Genomic DNA, 20379 nt, shown 5'->3' with positions numbered 1-20379 from the left:
AGATCCCCCTTAAAAACCCGCCTCAACGCCGGGGCAGCCCGGTGGGATGGCGGTGTAGCTCAGCGGTAGAGCAGGGGAATCATAATCCCTTGGTCGGCGGTTCAAATCCGTCCACCGCTACCATCCTTCTTTCCTAAAAAATTATAAAAAACTTTCAGGTATCTGATCTGAAAGCATTTTTATATTCTGGCGACATGATCAAGAAACCTCTTGCCGTCGTCACTATGGTTTACAATGAGCCAGAACATCTTCTGATCTGGCGCAGACATTACGGCGCGCAGGTTGGTGAACAGTCCTGCTACGTTATCGACCACGGCTCAGATGACGGATCGACAGACGCTCTCGGGCAGCTCAATCGGGTCCGAATTCCCCGCTCTCCGCAGGATGATGAACGCAGAACAAGATCCATTGGGAAGTTCTGCGAGAGTTTGCTCGAGTGGTACGACAGCGTCATCTACGTCGATGTTGATGAACTCCTTCTCCCTGACCCAGACATCTTTCCGTCCCTGACACATTTTGCCCAAGCGAATACGCGGCCAGTCGTAACCGCCACAGGCCTGGACGTCATTCATCTGCCGGAAAGCGAAGCTTCCCTGGATTATACGCGCCTCGTCTCTGTCCAGCGCCAGCATGTGCGATTTTCAAGCGCCATGTGCAAACCCGTCCTGATCCGGGCCGCCATCACATGGGCGCCTGGTTTTCATTGCTGTGCAGAAATTGCTCCCGAAATGGGCGCCCCGCTTTTTCTCTTCCATCTTCGTTATGCCGATCTGTCTTCTGGTCTGCGCCGACTAGAGCGGACACGCACGCAGCCCTGGTGCTCCAACGAAGTTGGGCAACATCAGCGAATTAACGATCAAGACTGGGAAAACATGCTCCGCGGCATGGCGGCTCTTCCCGTAGTGGAAGCCACTTTCGATCAGAACGATCAGCGTCTGCATAACTGGCGGCACGCTGTCGAGAACAGCGCAACGTCTCGAACACATGATCGCTACAGACTGGATTTACACCTGAACGGAACAGAACTCTGGCGTCTGCCAGAACGGTTTATTGGCCGGATATAAAAAAACCGGCCCTTCACAGGGCCGGCTTCAGAACTGTTACTCCGCTTCAGCCGGAGCTTCTTCCGAACGGGAAGACTCGATCGAAGGCTGATCATCGCCCTCATCCTGCCCGTGTTCATCACCGCCACGTTCACCACGCGATTCACGGCGCTCTTCATAAGCCCGCTGCCGCTGCATCTGACGCTCATTGCGCTCCTGCTGGCTCTGCTGAGCAGCCTGGTTCATGGCATTCAGAATACGAAAATAATGCTCTGCATGCTGGAAGTAGGCTTCCGCAAGGATGCGATCCCCCGTTCCTGTCGCATCCCGGCCAAGCTGGAGATACTTTTCGAAGAGCTGCTGGGCAGTTCCACGAATTCTGAGGTCCGGGCCATTGCTGTCAAACACATGGTTGCGGTTCAGAGGGGTCTGGGAATTGCTACTGCGTGGTGTCCCGCCGCCAGCACGATGATGCCGGCCTCTTATACGCTTCATATTCATCGACCCGTGATGCACTTTCCTGATGGCGTGCCCCACTTCTGCCCGTGCAGAAGGATTCGTCCGCCGCTGCCGAAAAGACGTCTGTCTATCTCGCTGTGGCTGGACACTGGCCAGCCTCTCATCCGCTGCCGGCTACTGAAAGACGGTCAACAGGAGCAACTGCATAAGGAAAAAACCGCCATTGCGGCTTCTACGACAGAATGCAGTTTCCTGTTCATATCAACTCTCAGTCTCTAAGCCAACGTCTTTCCTGAGTTTTCTGACCACTGAAGAACAAGAGCCCGTGCGATTCCACCCAAATCGTTCTGCCGCGCAACCTCCCGTAGTCCGTTAGCGCGACCGATTTCTGAGACAGCATCAATCTGGCCCAGACCCATTTCCAGAATAGCGTGACCGCCCGGCACCAGAAGTGACGGAAGCGCCTGACAGAGCAGGCGATATGCATCTAACCCGTCCTGACCACCATCCAGCGCACGAGAAGGTTCATAGCGAGCAACTTCCGGCATGAGATCGGGCACATCTGCCGTTTCAATATAAGGAGGGTTGGAAATCACCACATCGAATTTTCCGGCCAAAGCGGAATCCCAGTTTCCCGCCAGAAAACAGCTTCGGTCCTGCAATCCGTTCCGGCTAGCATTCCTGCGAGCAAGTGCTGCCGCTCCTGCGGAGAGATCCACCCCCACACCCCAGGCCTGCGGATATTCCGACAACGCAGAAAGAAGCAGACAGCCTGTGCCAGTTCCAAGATCAAGCATCCTGAGAGACGCCGCACGATCCGGCCGCACAGTCAGAAGCGCCTCAATCAGAGCTTCACTATCCCCACGAGGAATCAGCGTGTCGGGTGTTGTATGGAAATCCAGCGTCCAGAACCCTGTTTCCCCGACAATAAATGCCAATGGCTCCCGTGCCGCACGCCGTGTAACAGCGCCCTCAAACCGAGTCGCATCAGATTCCGAAACAGTTGTCAGGGAAAACAGTCCCGCTGGATCACGACCCGTCGTCCACTCCAATAAAAGCCGCGCTTCCCGGCGCGGATCTTCCAACCCGGCCCTTTGCAGAACCTCTGTTGCCTGTCGAAGAAGAACATCTTTTGCAGTCATCTTGCCCGAGAACCTGCTATACCTGTCATCATGAAGTCCAAACGTGCATTCTTATTCTCAGCCCTTCTTCTGGGATGCGCCTTGCATACGGCTCAGGCCCAGTCAGAACTGCCCGGTACCTTCACCGTGACAGATGAGCGCGCTTCAGAAGAAATATCCGAAGTGTCCCGTCTTTACCTTGACGGTAACCTTGTGGCGACCTTCCGGCTGGGGCTGCCCAAATCCCGCGAAACCCGCACTATTCCCCTACCCGCCGGACGATATGACGTTGATTACGCGCTCTGCGGCGAAATCACCATCATGCATAACGGTCATCAGGAAACGCATCAGGTCAGCAGCGAAGGACAGCTCCATCATCCGGAAGGCCATACTCTGGATGCCGTCGGAAGTAACAACTTCACGGATTTCTTCCTTGTGGATTACAACGACCCCTCTGTTGCAACCCACCGACATGGACGCGCTGCTGTCTGCGCTACGCCGAGTTCCTGACTCTTAAAAGCCTTCGGCCGCAAGAAGCTCTGTCTGCTCCTCACGTGTCAGAGCATCAATAATCTCATCGAACTCGCCTGCCATGATGCGCTCGATCTTGTAGAGGGTCAGGTTGATCCGATGATCCGTCACACGTCCCTGCGGAAAATTGTAAGTCCGAATACGCTCTGAACGATCGCCCGTTCCCACCTGAGACTTACGATCTGCGGCACGCGACTCATGCGCTGCGGATCGTTGACGCTCATAAAGACGTGCCCGAAGAATTTTCATGGCCTTGGCACGGTTCTTGTGCTGGCTCTTCTCTTCCTGCATCGCCACGACAACGCCAGTCGGGATATGCGTAATCCGAACAGCACTTTCGGTCTTGTTAACGTGCTGTCCGCCCGCACCAGACGCGCGATAAACGTCGATCCGCAGATCGTCGTCATTGATCGTCACGTCCACTTCTTCCGCTTCTGGCAGAACAGCAACAGTCACCGTCGATGTATGGATACGGCCCTGACTTTCTGTGGCCGGAACGCGCTGAACACGGTGGACGCCTGATTCATACTTGAGACGGGCAAAGACGGAACGGCCGGAAATCGTCGCCATGCCTTCCTTCAGGCCCGCGACTTCGCTCTCGGCATATTCCATGACCTCGAACCGCCAGCCGTTCTGCTCGGAAAACCGGCGATAGGCGTCAAAAAGCTGGGCAGCAAAAAGCCCGGCTTCATCACCACCTGCCGCCGGACGGATTTCCAGAATGGCGCTGCGCTCATCAGCAGCATCCTTGGGCAGAAGCGCAATCCGTAGATTGTGCTCCAACTCAGGAATTTGCGCTTCTATTTCTTCAAGCTCAACCTGAGCGAGTTCCTTCATTTCAGGATCAGCAAGAAGAGCCTGGGCCCCTTCCCGCTGCCTCTCGGCAGCCTGCCAGGCCTGAATGGACTCGACGACAGGTTCAAGCTCCGCATATTCGCGCGAAAGACGGGTGAATTCTTCTCCCCCCATTTCGCCAGACGACATCAGAGCCTGAATTTCTTCCGAGCGGGCAACAATCCGCTCCAGCCTGTCATCAAATGCCACGTCTCAGGCGCCTTTCAGAGCCTGTACGAGGTCGGATATGGCCACTTCCTGCTGCTCGCGGGCACCAAGGTCCCGAAGCTGTACGACACCGCGCGCAAGTTCTTCATCGCCAAGAACAACCGCATGGGACGCACCAGACTTTACGACGCGCTCCATACGCTTCTTCATGTTGCCCCGCGTCTCGATCTCCGCACGTAAACCGGCTTCACGAAGAGCACGTGCAATGGCCGCCCCCTTGAGAACCGCTTCATCGCCCATGGGAACGATCACAATACCAGCCGCAACGGAAGGCGTTTCTTCCAGCAGAAGCGCCAGACGCTCGATACCGCCAGCCCAGCCAATCGCCGGAATGGCAGGGCCACCCATCTGCTCGACCAGACCTTCATAACGCCCGCCAGCCAGAACAGTACCCTGCGCACCCAGCTTGGTCGTCACGAACTCGAACGCCGTGTGACTGTAGTAATCAAGACCACGTACGATCCGCGGATTCTCAACGAATTCCACGCCAAAGGCCGTCAGGTAAGACCGCAGATCATCCCAGAACTTACGAGACTCATCGTTCAGATAGTCTGCAAACGCCGGAGCATCCGCCAGAAGCGCCCGATCCTGCTCGGATTTGCTATCCAGAATACGCAGAGGATTCACCTCAAGACGTACCCGGCTCTCTTCCGAAAGAGCATCAGCATGCTGGCGGAAATAGGCCACCAGAGCCTCCCGCCATGCCTGACGGGACGCAATATCACCGAGCGTATTCAATTCCAGAACAACATACTCGGATAGACCAAGAGCCTTGAGGATATCGTAAGCCATCGTGATGACTTCAGCATCCCGAAGCGGCCCTTCAGCACCCAGCAGTTCCGCACCGATCTGGTGGAACTGGCGATACCGCCCCTTTTGAGGACGTTCATAACGGAACATCGGTCCGTGATAGAACGCCTTCTGAGGCAGGGACTGGGTGAGGCCATTTGTCACGAGCGCACGGCAGATGGAGGCCGTGTTCTCGGGACGTAGCGTGATGCTTTCACCGCCCCGATCCTCAAACGTATACATCTCCTTGGACACGACATCGGATGTCTCACCGAGCGTACGGGAGAAAACCCGTGTGTCTTCGAAGATTGGCGTGCTCCATTCCTCAAACCCATAGGCTTCAAGAACCGAACGCGCCGTCTCCACCACATGGTGGTGGCGGCGCATGGTGTCGCCGATGAGGTCGTGTGTGCCGCGAGGCGGTTGCAGTCCTGACATCAGTGGCTCGCCGGATCCATCTGCTTGGCGGCTTCAGCGGCAGCAGCAGCTTCGGTCTGAGCCTTGTCCGCCTCGATAGCGGCAACCTTGGTTTCCACCAGATCCACAATGTGCTCGATCATGTCTTCGGCTGGCATCGTATGATCCTGGCGACCAGCAGAATAAACCATGTGGCGGCCAGAGCCACCGCCGGTCACACCGATATCGGTCATGAGGGCTTCACCCGGACCATTCACAACGCATCCAATGATGGAGAGCGTCAGCGGCGTCTTGATATGCTGGAGGCGATCTTCAAGCGTCTGAACTGTCTCGACCACGTTGAAACCCTGACGCGCACAGGACGGGCAGGAAATGATCTTCACACCGCGATGACGCAGCCCCAAGGACTTGAGGATGTCCCAGCCCACCAGCACTTCCTCTTCCGGAGGAGCCGAGAGCGAAACACGCATCGTGTCACCCACGCCTGCCCAGAGCAGATTGCCCAGACCGATGGAAGACTTCACCGTACCGGCACGCTTGGACCCAGCTTCGGTAATGCCGATATGCAACGGATGATCACAGCAGTCTGCAAGCTGCTGATACGCAGCAACTGCCATGAACACGTCAGACGCCTTCACGCTGATCTTGAACTCATGGAAATCATGGTCCTGCAGGATCTTGGCGTGCTCCAGAGCACTTTCGACCAGCGCTTCCGGGTTAGGCTCACCGTACTTTTCCAGAAGGTGCTTTTCCAGCGAACCGGCATTCACGCCGATACGGATGGAACAGCCGTAATCCTTGGCGGCGTTCACGACTTCACGAACACGCTCGGCACTACCGATATTGCCCGGATTGATACGCAGACAGGCTGCACCGGCCTTCGCAGCTTCGATAGCGCGCTTGTAGTGAAAGTGAATGTCCGCAACGATCGGCACGTTCACTTCGTGCACGATCTCCTTCAGGGCTTCCGTGCTAGCTTCATCCGGGCACGACACGCGGACAATATCTACACCTGCCAGTTCGGCCAGACGGATCTGGTCGATCGTCGCCTGCGCGTCGGATGTCAGGGTGTTGGTCATGGTCTGCACGGAGATCGGCGCATCACCACCGACCGCAACCTTGCCGACATGAATCTGGCGCGACTTGCGACGCTCGATGTGCTGATAGGGGCGGTAGCTGCTCATGATTTACCTCTTCGTGCCCGGACAAACCGGGTCCTGTGGGTCAGGGGCTTGGCCCCTGTTTAATGCGATGGAGACGATTGATCCAGTTGCCGGGCGTTCAGATCGTCAGCAGAAAGTTCTGCGGAAGGCTTTGCAGGCGCTTTTGCCCGATGCGGTACAGGTTTCACAACAGATGCAGGACTATCCTGCGATGCATCAACCGCCTCAGGAACAGCAGACGGATTTAACGGCTCAGGCGTAGGTTGCGCAGGCAACGCAACACCATTGCCAAATGCCCCAGACTTGATGGCTTCTGCCGTAACCTCGACGTTCCGGCGAACCTCACCCTGACGCCCAAGAGGCGCACTGGTCGTACCATCCGTTGAAAGAACCACGCCTCCGGCATTGCCAAACGACATTCGGAAAGGAGCACCCGCTGCATCGCCCTGCCAGCTTTCTCCGGCTTTGAGAACACGCGAGACAAGAACATGACCATCCTTGTCCTTGACCTGCATCCAGACAGGAGCAAGCAGACGCACAACAACTGATCCGACAGGCACAGCCGGCGCAGGTGTTTCTGCTGGCGTATTCGTGGATGGTTCAAACTGGTCCGAAGCGCTCTGCTCCGTATCCTCGGAACCTGCAGCAGTGTCTGCCGGCGCCATGGCTGCAGGCGCCGACTGCACCTGAGGCGCCGGGGTCCCCAGTTGAGACGATGGCGCAACCTGCCCCGCCACTGGCGCTGTTTCAGACGACGGTATGGTGACAGGAGCAGCAGACGACACACCATGCGCCTCAGGCGCAGGTGCACGCCCTGGCATAACCGATGCAACCTGCGGCGAGGTCGTTGCGGGCGTTGCAGCGCCTGGCATCAACTCCGCAACAGCCGGAACCCGTCGATCAGCCGGACTTTCATGCGAGGCAAACCGATACCAACCCGCATAGGCGGCAACGACAACAACAAGCCCTGCCCCAACCAGAAGCCCAATGGGTAGCCCGCGCTCTCCCTCCGGTTGAGGAAAAACAAGATCCGTCTTGCGGTTAACAACACCGCGATATTCCTGACGGAAGCGTGCAACCAGACCATCAGCATCCAGTTGCATGGCATGAGCATATGTCCGCAGGAAACCTACGGCATAGGCAACACCCGGCAGGGACGACAGATCATCCGCCTCCAGCGCAACCAGAAGACGGCTCCGGATCCGTAGCCACTGAGCCACATCCTCAATCTGCCACCCCAACTCCTCCCGACGCGTACGCAGGATCGTTCCAACACTCGGCTGGTCTGAGCGAAGCGGCATCGTGCGAATATCGGAAGGAGGGGACATGGCTGAATAACCTGATCAGGCGGGGGCGTGAACGCGGTCTTCCCGCTTTGCAATGGCTTCCACAGCCTGCTCCACGAGCGTAGCGATGATTTCGGACACCGGACGGATCTCCTTGACCATACCGACAGACTGGCCAGCCATGACAGACCCGTTATCGACGTCCCCATCCATCACGGCGCGACGCAGCGCACCAGCCCAGAAATGCTCGATGGAAAGCTGAGCATCTTCCTTGCTCACATCGCCATTCTGGAACTTCCGGATCGTTTCTGCCTGATGCTTCAGGAAGCCACGGCTACCCGCATTGGCAAGACCACGTACCGGAATGACCGGGAACTGCTCATCAAGCTGCACGGATGTCACGGCATCACGGGCATTGGCTCGCAGGAACGCCTTCTTGAAGTTCTCGTGTGCGATGCTCTCCTGGGACGCCGCAAAGATCGTTCCAAGCTGTGCGCCGGAAGCGCCCTGCTCAAGATAGGAAACGATCGCATCGCCACGACCCAGACCACCTGCCACAAAGACGGGAACGTCCTTGATGTGCGGCAGGATTTCCTGTGCCAGAACCGTCAGGGAAACCGGACCAACATGGCCACCCGCTTCCGATCCTTCAATGATGAGGGCTTCAATACCCAGCTTCACCAGACGCTTACCCAGAGCCAGCGCAGGCGCAAAACCAATCGCGCGCGCTCCACCATCACGGACACGCTTGATCGTGGCACTGGTCGGCACACCACCCGCCAGAACAACATGGGAGACGTTATGTGCAAGACATACGTCCACCAGCCGATCCAGTTCAGGATGCATGGTGATAAGGTTCACACCAAACGGGCGCTTCGTCAGAGCCTGCGTGGCAACGATTTCTTCCTCAAGGCGCTCCGGCGTCATCGCACCGCAGGCAATCACACCAAAGCCGCCAGCATTGGAAATGGCTGAGACAAGATTGCGCTCGCTCACCCAGGACATCGCGCCGCCAAGAATGGCGACTTCGCTGCCCAGAAAGTCACATCCCGGCTTCCAGAGGCGGTTCAGGGTTTCGCGGGCGTCCGTCATTGCACTCACGTAGAGGGTTCCTCTTTCTTATCCAGCCCGTACGCGGTGTGCAGTGCACGCATCGCAAGCTCTTTGTATTCCGAATCAATCAGGACGGAGATCTTGATTTCGCTCGTGGAAATCACCTGCACGTTGATCCCGCGCTCCGCCAGAGTGCCGAACATGGTCGCAGCAAGTCCGGCATTGGAGCGCATACCAACACCGACAACACTGATTTTCACAACGTTGTGAGATGTCTCAAGCTCACCGTACTGAATATCGGCATGAGCCTTTTCCAGAACAGCGCGGGCAGCCGCCTCGTCGCTCTTGCCGACCGTAAAGGTCATGTTCGTCATGCGGTCAACGCCCGTGCTCTGCACGATCATGTCCACATTGATGTTTGCCGCAGCCAGAGGTCCGAAGATGGCCGCTGCGATGCCCGGACGGTCCGGAATACGCCGGACGGAGAGCTTTGCTTCATCATGCGAGCTGGCAATGCCCGCAACCAGTTCCTTCTCCACGATCTCGTCCTCATCCACCACAATCGACCCACTGTCATCATCCGTCTCGGAGAATGACGACAGCACACGTACACGGACCCCTTCACGCATCGCCAGCCCAACACTGCGGGTCTGAAGTACCTTGGCGCCTACGGAAGCGAGTTCAAGCATCTCTTCATATGTGATGCGATCCAGCTTCCGCGCACGCTTTACGATACGCGGGTCCGTCGTATAAATTCCATCAACATCCGTATAGATGTCGCATTGATCCGCATGGATAGCAGCGGCAATCGCTACAGCAGATGTGTCCGATCCGCCACGCCCCAGTGTGGCAATCCGGTTATCCGGGCCTACGCCCTGGAAACCAGCGATAACCGGCACAACACCATTATCAAGGCATTTCAGCAGTTCAGTACCGTCAACACCATCAATGGATGCTTTCCCGTGCGCGTCATCTGTCACAAGCGGGATCTGCCAGCCCTGAAAAGAGCGCGACGGAACGCCAATAGCCTGTAACGCAATAGCCACAAGACCACTCGTGACCTGCTCGCCAGACGCTACGACGGCATCATATTCCTTTGGGTCCGCCAGCGGATCCAACTCGGCACAGTATCCAACCATCTGATTGGTCACACCCGCCATGGCTGACACGACAACAGCCACCCGACGCCCAAGCGCATGCTCGGCCTTGACCCGCTGCGCAACGATCCGGATGCGTTCAATATTTCCGACGGATGTACCGCCGAATTTCATGACGATCGTTTTCCGTTTCCCGCTATCCACAGACATGGAAAGAGTATCGGCACGACCCGAAACCTGGTCGTGAACGGGAGTATCGGACATGGACATCGCGGATAAGGCTCCAGTACGTGTCTGGCGTTGCGCGCTCGGGTCTGGCATCGGATACGGCACAAAACAGATTTGCCGGCCGGTCTTCTGAACAGACTCTGCCGGTCCACATACTCGTCTCGCCACGCCGCGTCCAGCCGACGGCATCATGCGGGCACACAGAAGGACAGTTCTGATGGCCTCAGAAACCGTTTCCGGAAGCACCTCACATCGCTCTTCCGTTTCCGATTCCGAAATCGCCCATTTCAGTGCGCTGGCCAAGGACTGGTGGAATCCGCGCGGCCCGATGGCCCCTCTTCACGCCATGAACCCCCTGCGTACAGACTGGGTCTCTTCCCGGACGACTTCTCTCAAGCCGTCCGAAGGAAAACGCCTTTCCCTGCTCGATATCGGTTGCGGTGCAGGCCTCGCCAGCGAAGCCTTTGCAAAACTGGGGTTCGAGACGCTCGGCCTTGATGCAAGCCCGGACGGGATCGAAGCCGCTCGCGCGCATCAGGCTAACTACCCACTGCCACCGAGTGCCGCCCCCCTGACCTATCGCAATGGCAGCGCAGAAGATCTGGTCGAGGAAGGCGTACAATTCGACGTCGTGTCAGCTCTGGAAGTCATCGAGCACGTCAACGATCCGCAGGACTTTCTGCACATGCTTGCAGCCCTGACCCGTCCAGGCGGCATGGTTGCCGTCTCCACAATGAGCCGTACGCCGCGCTCATTCGCCATGGCAAAGCTGGGCGCGGAATACATTTTGCGGATGCTGCCCGTCGGCACACATGACTGGAAGAAATTCATCAAGCCGGAAGAACTGGCAGCCATGGCCCGTAACGCCGGTCTGCGCATGACGGATATTGCTGGCATGAGCTACCTGCCCCCGCGCTGGCGCACGACCCGCGACACTGGCGTGAACTACATCGCGATGTTCACGAAGGGCTGAAACAAAAAAGGCGCTCCGGAGAGCGCCTTTTTTATGGAAGGTCAGACCTGCGTGTTCATGAACGCAAACGTCGTCGGGCTACCGACAGGCGTAAAGTTCTCAGTAAACGCAAGCTGTCCGGTGTTCTTGTCCACCTTGAAGGACGTCACCGCATCCGAACGCTGGTTAGCGCAGAACAGGAATGTTCCAGACGGATCAAACATCATGGCACGGCCGTAATCAGCGTGCATCCAGACTTCATCCTGCAAGGACAGTGTTCCATCCGCAGCAATCGCGAACACAGCCAGCGAATCGCCCAGACGGTTTGACGCATAGACATACTTACCACTGGCCGAGATCAAAATTTCCGCAGCCAGCGTTGAACCACGGAAGTGCGGTGTGACCGTGCTGACAGTTTGAATATTGGTGATGACACCCGTCAGCGGATCGAAGCTGGAGACAACGATCTTCGAGTTCTGCTCACACAGATTATACATGATGCGCCCCGAGTGATTGAACTCGAAGTGACGCGGCGCAGAACCAGGCTCCATATCGTAATACGGCGTCTTGGCCGGAATCAGCTTTCCGGTCGTCAGGTTCAGTGTCCAGACATAGACCCGATCCAGGCCAGCATCATCCGCAATCACAAATCGCCCACTCGGATCAGAGCGGATCATATGTGGATGGGAGCCCGAATGATCCGAAACTGCGAAGTTGCCCTGCGGGTTGTCGGCTGCACGCTCTGGCTGACGCGGACCAGTGTTATGAACGACGTCCGTTGCCTCTCCCAGAGAACCATCGCTCCGGATCGGCAGAACGGCCACACAACCACCCACATAATTCGCCACCAGCACATAACGCCCTGAGTGGTGAACACTCAGATGCGCTGGAACGGCTCCGCCGGAACTGACCACGTTCAGCTTGCGCAGGGAGCCGGTCTTCTGATCCACGGCAAATGCCGTAACAGACCCATGCCCATCCTTGTTGTAATCATCAATCTCGCTAAGAGCGTACAGGAAATGATTATCCGCAGACAGCGTGATGAATGAAGGACTGGCAATATCGGTATAAGTCGTGATCGGCGTCAGAACGCCGGATTCACGATCCATTTCGAAGACGGCAATTCCCTGCCCGTTTCCTGCTCCGCCAGGCGGAGCATGCTTGGTGTATCCGCCGACGAAACAGACTGTCTTGGAAACAGGCTTCGGCGGCGGTGGCGGAACGGGAATGACTGTGGGCTCGTCCGCCGCATGAGACGTTCCTGCAACACCGGTTGCAACGGCACCAGCAGCAAGTCCAAGCGCAAAATCGCGACGGGAAACGGGGTGGGACATAATGGTTCCACGATCCTTTCAGTTTGGCAGATGCCAAGGCCACATCGGACCTGCGCATTTCTGAAAGACCATATCAGAAGGATACGGTCTGCCATGATAGTTTCTCAGTGAGACTGCGGAGGCATCTTGCACTGCGCGCCAAAGGCGCCACCGGTATACCGGGTCCAGGTCTCGGTTTTCCCCAACAGAGGCATTCCCAGAACATAGCCCCGCAGCTTCAGGACATTCGGCTCCGAAAGCCAGATGTAGGCCTGATAAACACGTCCGCTCCGTGGATCAAGAATGTGACCACCCCATTTGTGGTCTTCAACTGGTACAAAGTCTGTCAACATCCATAAGCCGCACTCAGCTCGACCCCAGGTGTCTTTCGGCATTTCCCCATCATAGTCCATGCCGACCAGCTTGCCACACAAGGCATTCCCGTTGCTTCCACAGCGTTCGATCGAGAAGACACCATCCTTCCCGCCGGACAACCAAAGACCCAGTTCAGAAGGACCGGCAGCCGAAGAGACATCAGCGGTTGCCGCGGCCCGCCCCATTGAAGGAGACAGACACGCCAGCAGACCCGACAGGATCAATCCCCACCGCACTCAGACACCGCCAAGCAGGGAATCAAGCCGCCCTGCTCGATCCAACGCCACAATATCATCGCACCCGCCGAGAGGCGTTCCGTTCACGAAGACCTGCGGAACAGTCCGGCGTCCCGACCGCGCAATAGCCTCCTCCCGCTCCCGCGTTCCATGCGGCGCATTAATCTCTTGGAAAGCTACACCCTTCGATCTGAGAAGATCGACAGCATGAACACAGTATGGGCATCCCGGCTGCGTGAAAATTTCGATTTTTGACATATGGTTTTTTACTCCTCGGGATACGGAACATCCCGTTCATCGCCCTTGCCGGTCCGGGCTGCAACGAGAATATCCACCGATAATGCTCCCGCCTTCAAGAGTGCATCCGCGCAGACCGATGCCGTCGCTCCGGTTGTCAGCACATCATCCACCAATAGAACGGCCTGCCCCGCAATTCGTTTTTCACGCCCTGGCCGAACAACAATCGTATCTGCAATTTCAGCATAACGTTCTTTTGGAGAAAGCCGAGCAAGCGCTCTGGTTGCCCGCTTACGCTCAAGCCCATCCAGTAAAGCAGGAACTTTGCTGCGACGCGCCAGTCCATGAGCAAGAAGCGCGGCCTGATTGTAACGACGCCTCCACAATTTCCCCCGGTACATCGGCACAGGCACCAATACTGTTGCCTGATCCAGCAAGGCTATTCCGGCCCTTCCCATTTCCCGGGAAAGGACGGCTGCATTTTCCGTTCTGTCAGAATATTTCAGAGGAAGGATCATCCGCCGCGACCAATCATCATAAACAAAGGCCGCGCGCCCCTGACGCCAGACGGGAGGCTTCAGTTGACAGGAAACGCAGATTTTTCTGGCCCCCCCATAAGTCTCATTGACCAGTGGTGTCCCACACCGGTCACAGCAGGGGGAGATAATGCGCCGGGCGGAAGAGAAACAGTCAGAGCAGAATGCTCCATCTGTCATGACATCGGCCCCACACCCGGAACAGACTGGCGGAAGCGCCAAATCAAGAAGTGTCCGGCAACAGCGAGAGAAAAACGGCGGCAGTATGCTTCGCAATCAGGACTGCACCAGCTTTAGCGTCACCCGTGAAGCGTCAATCAGAACCTTGCCTTCATTCTGAAAATTAACGGTCACACGCTCCGCAATTGCAGACTGAACCTGTCCCCAACCCCACTCCGGATAGTCAGGGTGCTGCACGATCTGGCCGGGCTCTAGAAAAGACTGAAATGGCATGGACATCTCGTTGTCCATGCCATGAAAAGACCCTCAGTGCCCAGCGTTTTCACCAGAAAAATCTGGTGCCATAAGACCTGAATTTTCAAGCTGAATCGCCAGAGCCTGCTTCAGACGGTCAAGTCCTGCTGAGGTCAGGGCTTCTGCCCGAGCCACCAGAACCGCCTGGGTATTGGACGCGCGCAAGAGCCACCATCCGTCCTCTGTATTAACGCGCACACCATCGATTTCAGAGACGTCAGCACCTTCACGCCGAAGGCGCTTTGCAACTTCAGCTATCACGTCAAATTTTCGCGTATCGGCACAATCAAAACGCAGCTCAGGCGTGCTGACTGTTTCTGGCAATGCACGTCTAACCTGTGAAAGCGGCTGCCCCAGTCGAGAGACAATCCCTATAAACCGTACCGCCGCATAGAGCGCATCATCGAAGCCATACCATTTATCGGCAAAGAAGATATGCCCCGACATTTCGCCCGCCAAAGGGGCCTTTGTCTCAGCCATTTTGGTTTTTACCAAAGAATGGCCGGTCTTCCACATCAGCGGCTGACCACCTGCTTTCTCGACTTCATCAAAGAAAACCTTGCTGGCCTTCACATCCGCAATAATTGTCGCGCCGGGATACTCCCGAAGCACATCACGGGCCAGAAGCACCAAAATCTGGTCCCCCCAGAGAATTTGCCCCTGATTGTCAACCACACCGATCCGATCTGCGTCACCATCAAAGGCGATGCCAAGATCCGCACCTGTGTCCTTAACCTTAAGAATCAGATCCTGAAGATTTTTGGGAACGGTAGGATCGGGGTGATGATTCGGGAAATGGCCGTCAATTTCAGGAAACAAGACCGTATGTTCACCTGGCAATTTTTCAACCAGCCGACACAGCACGTCGCCCGCAGCAGAGTTACCATTATCCCACACGACCTTGAGCGGGCGTGACCCATCGTAATCCTGAAGGAGGCGGGCAATATAAGCACAGGAAATGTCTTCACTGCGCGACGTTCCCTCAGTCGCGGGAACAACATTTCCTACTGCAGCCAGATGCCCCAGTTCACGAATCTGGTCTCCGTAAAACGGCTTACCAGCACTCATCATCTTGAAGCCGTTATAATCCGGCGGGTTATGGCTTCCCGTAACCATAATTGCGCCGTCAGCCTTCAGGGCAACGGACGCAAAATAGAGCATGGGCGTCGGGCCGCAGCCGATGCGGATAACGTCCGCACCAGATTCTACGGCGCCTTTGACAAGGGCATCTTCAAGAGCAGGAGAAGACAACCTTCCGTCAAAACCAACGACAACGCTGCGCCCACCCTGCCGGATGACCATGCTCGCAAAAGTACGACCAATCGCAAAAGCGTCTTCAGGGTGAAGCGTTTTTCCAACAATCCCGCGAATATCATATTCGCGGAGACTGGTTGGATCAAAATCATGTCTGAAAGACATCAAACAGCGTCGACATACTTCTTGAGGAATGCCTTCACCGCATCACCCAGATCAGGGCGATCAATCGAGAAGGCAATCTGTGCTTCCAGGAAGCCGGCCTTGTCACCACAGTCATAACGCGTGCCTTCATAACGCAGACCATGGAACGGGACATGCCCGATCATCTTGGCCATGGCATCCGTCAGCTGCACTTCGTTACCAGCGCCACGCTCCAGCTTGGAAAGGTGCTTCATCACATCAGCCGTCAGCACATAACGACCAATGATCGACAGATTGGACGGCGCATCTTCAGGATTTGGCTTCTCAACCAGACCCTTTACTTCCACGAGGCGGCCGTCGTCCGCACCAACATCCAGAATACCGTAACGGTTGGTATGCTCGCGCGGCACTTCCGTTACGGCAACGACGTTGCCGCCTGTCTGATTGTAGGCATCGACAAGCTGGGCAACACAGCTGCGGCCGCTCTTTACGATGTCATCCGGGAGAAGGATAGCGAATGGATCGTTACCGATAAAGGACCGGGCACACCAGATGGCATGACCGAGGCCCAGTGGCTCCTGCTGACGGACAGCCACAAGTGAGCCAGCCTGCACACTGCTGGGCTGTAGGGCTTCAAGCGCGCTCTTCTTGCCACGCTCTTTCAGCGTAGCTTCAAGCTCGTAAGCGATATCGAAATAATCAATCAGGCTGTCCTTACCGCGCCCGGTGACGAGGCAGAATTCTTCGATGCCAGCTTCACGCGCTTCGTCGATGGCGTACTGGATCAGCGGCTTGTCGACGACAGGAAGCATTTCCTTTGGCATAGCCTTGGTCGCCGGAAGGAACCGAGTTCCAAGTCCTGCAACGGGAAGGACTGCTTTCTTCAGGGGCTTGATCACGAAACCTCACACATCAGCCAGAACAATCATCCGATCGCCGAGCCGAAGCTCACAACGCTCTGATGAAAACATAGAAAGGCATAACGGTGGATTAGCCGTCTGGCAATAAAATGGCACAGACGCAAAACACCACACTGGATGCCTTAACTCTGGCATTCAGGGGGAGTTTTGTTTTTGTGATTTTTTCGAGAATTTTTCCATTCCCCTCAAAAGGGAAATGGTGCGGCCGAGAAGACTCGAACTTCCACGGGGTTGCCCCCACAAGCACCTCAAGCTTGCGCGTCTACCATTCCGCCACGGCCGCCCCGTGACAAACCGTCTTGTGTAGTGCAAGACCGTCCGGTGAGGGGCGATATAGCCGAAGCCTGAAGCGAGAGCAATGACCAGAAACGATATTTGTGCAGAAATTTTGTGGAAAAAATCAGACGGGCTGACACCTTATCCTGAAGCCCTGGATTTCATGGCGACCCGTTCCCGTCAGATCCATGAAGAGACTGCCTGCCCTCTTGTCTGGCTCGTAGAACACCCACCGATCTTTACCGCCGGAACATCTGCCCGGCCGCAAGATCTCTACAACCCTCATGGATATCCAACCTATAGCGCAGGGCGCGGGGGACAATGGACCTATCATGGGCCCGGCCAGAGACTGGCCTATGTCATGCTAAATCTTGGCCAGCAAAACGGTACCATCCCGCCACGTGACTTAAGAGCGTTCGTCAAAGGGCTGGAACAATGGATCATCGAGACGCTGGCACGTCTCGGCGTGAGGGCTTTCACCCGTGACGGGCGCATAGGCGTCTGGACCGTTGATCCTGTGAGCGGTCAGGAGGCAAAAATTGCTGCGCTTGGCATCCGCGTCAGCCGCTGGGTCAGTTGGCACGGTGTCTCGATTAATCTTGACCCGGCTCTGGACGATTTCGATGGAATTGTTCCCTGCGGCATCCGGGAATTTGGCGTCACGAGTCTTCGCCGCTTCAATCCAGCCCTGACCATGCAGGATCTGGACGAGGCGCTGGCCGCAGCATGGCCAGCGCATTTCGGATCTATCCCCCAGGAGGAGTGAAAACCGTGGGTGTGAACGCCACACCCTCCTCCACGCTGTTCAATGACACGCTGAAACGGTTCTGACGGGCATCCACGCCCTGAAGACCCATCAGGGACAACTTACCGTCCATGTCAGAGAACTGAAGCGTCAGAAGCCCCTGAGACGGGTTGTTTGCCTCAGCCACGGAAATCTGAAGCGATCCCTGCCCTCGCCTCACATCCGTGACCTGAATATCCCGATCAAAGCGGATCGGATGATGCAGAAGCAGGCCCAGCGGATTCCGCTTCAGAGACAGATGCGTCACGGCCCCACTGTCCATGTCATCCAGCACAAGATGACCGTCACCCGCGACAAGCTCCATGATGTGTGGAGTTACATAGTCGAGGCGCAGATGCCCAGGCATGTAAACGAATCGTCCAGAACTATGCCCCTCATCCGGACCAATCTGGTTGAATGACGCCCGCATCCCGGTCACACCGTTCATGTAGGTTTCAATGCGATGTACATCTGCCTGTTGATCAGCAGGAAGATGGCCATAGCCGCTCGTGGCGCAGCCAGACAGAAACAGAAGAGTCAGAAGAGTCAGAAGAGCACGCTTCATGGAGTGGTTTCTCCGTGGAGAACAAGAGACAGGGCGTGTAGTCCCGTTTCAAACTCCCCGGCGAGCAATCCGTTCACCAGACGATGCCGGGCAATCCGGTTCAGACCGTCGAACTTCGCACTGGTGATAGCGATATTGAAATGCGTTTCTCCTGGATTTCCCAAAGCTTTTGCCCCGGCATGATGAGCGTGACGGGCACTGTCGTCATGAATTTCCAGAGCACTGGGCGCCAGTTCCCGCGTGAGAATTTCGGCAATTCTGTCCCGTCTTGTAAGGGGCTGTGTCATGGTCAATTAAATCCGACTTGGTTTGTCCGCTTGCATCAGGCGGCTCACATTGCCCATATCAGACACCATGCAGCGTAAATCTACCAGACATCGGGCCTTTGACCCCGATCCAGAGGCACCGGACCAGACCTGCGACCATCCGGGCTGCACGGAACGTGCCGGCTATCGTGCACCCCGTGGGCGGGATGCCCTGCGATCCTACTTCTGGTTCTGCCTTGATCATGTGCGCGAATATAATTCCCGCTGGGATTTCTACCGTGGCATGACACCCGGCCAGATCGAGGCCCATCTGCGCGCAGATACGTCCTGGCAGCGCCCTTCATGGAAACTCGGTACCGGCACGGCCAACAAGGCTGAGTTCAACGAAGAGGATATTCTCGACCCGCTGGATATTCTCGGCGCCAGCCGTCGGAATCGTGCCGAACGGGCCAAAGAAAGTGCCAGACAGCGCGCCACAGCCAGTGGGCCACCAGAGCCACTCCGCCAGCCGCTGGCGACACTGGACCTCTCCTGGCCTGTATCGCTGGATGACGTAAAAACCCGCTATCGCGCCTTGGCACGTCGTCATCATCCGGATGCGAATATCGGTGACCAGAAAGCTGAAGAGCGTTTCAAAGCCATCGGAGCCGCCTATTCGGTTCTGAAAACGCATTTCAGCCGCGAATCAGAGTTCGTTTCCTGATTTTCTCTCTGGAAGAATACGGCCTAAAGGCCCATCTTTTCAGAACATTCCTGAATTCAATGAAAGTCCGTCAGACCCATGAGTGATTTCGCGACGATCGACGCCCCGGAAACCGTCACCACTGCTGAAAGTTCAACAGTGCCAACCAGCGTTCTCGGTGCGCCTGACCTCATGGTATCCTCGCGTGAGGTCTTCTGTATCAAAACGGATATTCAGGTGCCCGCCTATTCGGTGCGGACCGAGCACGTCCCCGATATCGACGAGTCCTACAAGTTCGATGAAGACACGACCCGCGCCATTCTTGCAGGCTTCGCATACAACCGCCGCGTTATGGTTCAGGGCTTCCATGGTACCGGCAAGTCGTCCCACATCGAGCAGATTGCTGCGCGCCTGAACTGGCCCTGCGTCCGTATCAACCTCGACAGCCATGTGTCGCGTATTGACCTGATCGGCAAGGACGCCATCGTCCTGCGGGACGGCAAGCAGGTGACGGAATTCCGTGAAGGTCTGCTGCCATGGTGCCTTCAGCATCCTTGTGCACTGATCTTTGACGAGTACGACGCCGGACGTCCGGACGTGATGTTCGTGATCCAGCGTGTTCTGGAAGCAGAAGGTCACCTGACCCTGCTCGACCAGAACCGCGTGATCCGCCCGAACCCGGCGTTCCGTTTGTTCTCCACGGCCAACACGGTTGGTCTTGGGGATACGACCGGTCTGTATCACGGCACCCAGCAGATCAATCAGGGTCAGATGGACCGCTGGAACATCGTCGCCACTTTGAACTATCTGCCGCTGGAGCAGGAAGTCGCCATTGTCACGTCCAAGCTGAAAATTGGCGCGGACGACAAGGACCGGACAAAGATGGTCGAGCGGATGGTGGCTCTCGCCAACCTGACACGGGCAGGCTTCATGGCTGGAGACATTTCTACAGTCATGTCTCCCCGCTCCGTCATCGCGTGGGCAGAAAACGTTCAGATATTCAATGACGTGGCTTTCGCCTTCCGCCTCACTTTCCTGAACAAGTGTGACGAAGCAGAGCGCGGGATTGTGGCCGAGTACTATCAGCGCTGCTTCAACGCCTCCCCGGTGGAGTAA

At 56.5% G+C, this 20379-nt stretch carries 23 protein-coding genes and 2 tRNA genes; 7 read left to right on the top strand and 18 right to left on the bottom strand.

The genetic code is table 11. The features are described 5' to 3' along the window. Window positions 1-48: 48 nt before the first annotated feature. Together HKD32_RS07335 and HKD32_RS07330 are read left to right on the top strand one after the other, a co-directional pair. A tRNA-Met gene (locus HKD32_RS07335) sits at window positions 49-123 on the top strand. 71 nt (window positions 124-194) lie between these two features. Beyond that, window positions 195-1064: a glycosyltransferase family 2 protein gene (locus tag HKD32_RS07330; protein ID WP_061933131.1), complete on the top strand. Its 870-nt coding sequence runs from the start codon at window positions 195-197 to the stop codon at window positions 1062-1064. A gap of 36 nt (window positions 1065-1100) precedes the next feature. Here HKD32_RS07330 and HKD32_RS07325 read toward each other — a convergent pair whose 3' ends face one another. Both HKD32_RS07325 and prmC read right to left on the bottom strand, forming a co-directional pair. Then, entirely contained in the window at window positions 1101-1544 is a 444-nt protein-coding gene (locus HKD32_RS07325) for a DUF4167 domain-containing protein (RefSeq protein ID WP_010501523.1), read from the bottom strand. 233 nt (window positions 1545-1777) lie between these two features. Further along, complete coding sequence (gene prmC / locus HKD32_RS07320) at window positions 1778-2644, bottom strand: peptide chain release factor N(5)-glutamine methyltransferase (RefSeq protein ID WP_061933133.1); 867 nt, start codon at window positions 2642-2644, stop codon at window positions 1778-1780. 30 nt (window positions 2645-2674) lie between these two features. On the opposite strand from prmC, the gene HKD32_RS07315 reads away from it, so the two are divergent. Beyond that, window positions 2675-3133 (top strand): hypothetical protein, encoded by a 459-nt coding sequence (locus HKD32_RS07315; protein ID WP_061933134.1) that lies wholly within the window; start codon window positions 2675-2677, stop codon window positions 3131-3133. A 3-nt stretch (window positions 3134-3136) separates the two neighbouring features. On the opposite strand, the gene prfA is transcribed toward HKD32_RS07315, so the two are convergent. The 6 genes from prfA to HKD32_RS07285 are packed head-to-tail and all read right to left on the bottom strand — an operon-like array spanning window position 3137 to window position 10291. Further along, window positions 3137-4198 (bottom strand): peptide chain release factor 1, encoded by a 1062-nt coding sequence (gene prfA, locus HKD32_RS07310; protein ID WP_061933136.1) that lies wholly within the window; start codon window positions 4196-4198, stop codon window positions 3137-3139. Window positions 4199-4201: 3 nt separating this feature from the next. Beyond that, window positions 4202-5443 (bottom strand): histidine--tRNA ligase, encoded by a 1242-nt coding sequence (hisS, locus tag HKD32_RS07305; RefSeq protein WP_061933137.1) that lies wholly within the window; start codon window positions 5441-5443, stop codon window positions 4202-4204. After that, on the bottom strand, window positions 5443-6606 hold the full coding sequence (gene ispG / locus HKD32_RS07300; protein ID WP_023942620.1) for a flavodoxin-dependent (E)-4-hydroxy-3-methylbut-2-enyl-diphosphate synthase: 1164 nt from the start codon (window positions 6604-6606) through the stop codon (window positions 5443-5445). The genes hisS and ispG overlap by 1 nt, the downstream gene beginning before the upstream one ends. Before the next feature lie 59 nt (window positions 6607-6665). Continuing rightward, window positions 6666-7913, bottom strand: coding sequence for a helix-turn-helix domain-containing protein (locus HKD32_RS07295; RefSeq protein ID WP_061933140.1), 1248 nt, complete (start codon window positions 7911-7913; stop codon window positions 6666-6668). A gap of 15 nt (window positions 7914-7928) precedes the next feature. Next, a complete protein-coding gene (locus HKD32_RS07290; protein WP_026017415.1) occupies window positions 7929-8963 on the bottom strand; it encodes an NAD(P)H-dependent flavin oxidoreductase in 1035 nt (344 codons plus the stop codon). Between the two features lie 5 nt (window positions 8964-8968). Continuing rightward, on the bottom strand, window positions 8969-10291 hold the full coding sequence (locus HKD32_RS07285; protein WP_061933143.1) for an aspartate kinase: 1323 nt from the start codon (window positions 10289-10291) through the stop codon (window positions 8969-8971). A 175-nt stretch (window positions 10292-10466) separates the two neighbouring features. Between HKD32_RS07285 and ubiG the strand changes: the two genes are divergently transcribed. Then, complete coding sequence (gene ubiG, locus HKD32_RS07280; protein ID WP_061933145.1) at window positions 10467-11222, top strand: bifunctional 2-polyprenyl-6-hydroxyphenol methylase/3-demethylubiquinol 3-O-methyltransferase UbiG; 756 nt, start codon at window positions 10467-10469, stop codon at window positions 11220-11222. Between the two features lie 41 nt (window positions 11223-11263). Here ubiG and HKD32_RS07275 read toward each other — a convergent pair whose 3' ends face one another. The 8 genes from HKD32_RS07275 to HKD32_RS07240 all read right to left on the bottom strand — a co-directional run bounded on the left by HKD32_RS07275 (window position 11264) and on the right by HKD32_RS07240 (window position 16973). Beyond that, window positions 11264-12535: a lactonase family protein gene (locus HKD32_RS07275; protein WP_061933147.1), complete on the bottom strand. Its 1272-nt coding sequence runs from the start codon at window positions 12533-12535 to the stop codon at window positions 11264-11266. Between the two features lie 104 nt (window positions 12536-12639). Further along, the gene (locus tag HKD32_RS07270) at window positions 12640-13125 is read right to left on the bottom strand and encodes a DUF2147 domain-containing protein (protein WP_061933148.1); all 486 of its coding nucleotides are present in this window, start codon (window positions 13123-13125) and stop codon (window positions 12640-12642) included. Next, window positions 13126-13383 (bottom strand): glutaredoxin 3, encoded by a 258-nt coding sequence (gene grxC / locus HKD32_RS07265; protein ID WP_061933150.1) that lies wholly within the window; start codon window positions 13381-13383, stop codon window positions 13126-13128. An 8-nt stretch (window positions 13384-13391) separates the two neighbouring features. Further along, on the bottom strand, window positions 13392-14120 hold the full coding sequence (locus tag HKD32_RS07260) for a ComF family protein (protein ID WP_382385040.1): 729 nt from the start codon (window positions 14118-14120) through the stop codon (window positions 13392-13394). 54 nt (window positions 14121-14174) lie between these two features. Beyond that, complete coding sequence (locus HKD32_RS07255) at window positions 14175-14357, bottom strand: DUF3553 domain-containing protein (protein ID WP_051400821.1); 183 nt, start codon at window positions 14355-14357, stop codon at window positions 14175-14177. A gap of 27 nt (window positions 14358-14384) precedes the next feature. Further along, window positions 14385-15791 carry a phosphoglucomutase/phosphomannomutase PgmG gene (pgmG, locus tag HKD32_RS07250; RefSeq protein ID WP_061933152.1) on the bottom strand — a complete coding sequence of 469 codons (1407 nt, stop codon included), beginning with the start codon at window positions 15789-15791 and terminating at the stop codon, window positions 14385-14387. Further along, complete coding sequence (gene galU / locus HKD32_RS07245; RefSeq protein WP_010501497.1) at window positions 15791-16669, bottom strand: UTP--glucose-1-phosphate uridylyltransferase GalU; 879 nt, start codon at window positions 16667-16669, stop codon at window positions 15791-15793. Before galU ends, pgmG begins: the two co-directional genes overlap by 1 nt. Before the next feature lie 218 nt (window positions 16670-16887). After that, a tRNA-Leu gene (locus tag HKD32_RS07240) sits at window positions 16888-16973 on the bottom strand. A gap of 75 nt (window positions 16974-17048) precedes the next feature. On the opposite strand from HKD32_RS07240, the gene lipB reads away from it, so the two are divergent. Then, window positions 17049-17732, top strand: coding sequence for a lipoyl(octanoyl) transferase LipB (gene lipB, locus HKD32_RS07235; protein ID WP_061933154.1), 684 nt, complete (start codon window positions 17049-17051; stop codon window positions 17730-17732). On the opposite strand, the gene HKD32_RS07230 is transcribed toward lipB, so the two are convergent. Together HKD32_RS07230 and HKD32_RS07225 are read right to left on the bottom strand one after the other, a co-directional pair. Next, on the bottom strand, window positions 17713-18315 hold the full coding sequence (locus HKD32_RS07230; RefSeq protein ID WP_061933156.1) for a LolA family protein: 603 nt from the start codon (window positions 18313-18315) through the stop codon (window positions 17713-17715). The two genes, lipB and HKD32_RS07230, sit on opposite strands and share 20 nt — an antisense overlap. Continuing rightward, on the bottom strand, window positions 18312-18602 hold the full coding sequence (locus tag HKD32_RS07225) for a BolA family protein (protein WP_010501492.1): 291 nt from the start codon (window positions 18600-18602) through the stop codon (window positions 18312-18314). The genes HKD32_RS07230 and HKD32_RS07225 overlap by 4 nt, the downstream gene beginning before the upstream one ends. 67 nt (window positions 18603-18669) lie before the next feature. On the opposite strand from HKD32_RS07225, the gene HKD32_RS07220 reads away from it, so the two are divergent. Both HKD32_RS07220 and cobS read left to right on the top strand, forming a co-directional pair. After that, window positions 18670-19284: a J domain-containing protein gene (locus tag HKD32_RS07220; RefSeq protein WP_061933158.1), complete on the top strand. Its 615-nt coding sequence runs from the start codon at window positions 18670-18672 to the stop codon at window positions 19282-19284. Between the two features lie 78 nt (window positions 19285-19362). Further along, window positions 19363-20379 (top strand): cobaltochelatase subunit CobS, encoded by a 1017-nt coding sequence (gene cobS / locus HKD32_RS07215; protein WP_194257782.1) that lies wholly within the window; start codon window positions 19363-19365, stop codon window positions 20377-20379.

The sequence above is a fragment of the Gluconobacter japonicus genome (assembly GCF_015244665.1).
Classification (GTDB): Bacteria; Pseudomonadota; Alphaproteobacteria; order Acetobacterales; family Acetobacteraceae; genus Gluconobacter; species Gluconobacter japonicus.
Note: the sequence above shows the minus strand (reverse complement) of the source record. Positions and strands in the feature narration are given on the sequence as shown.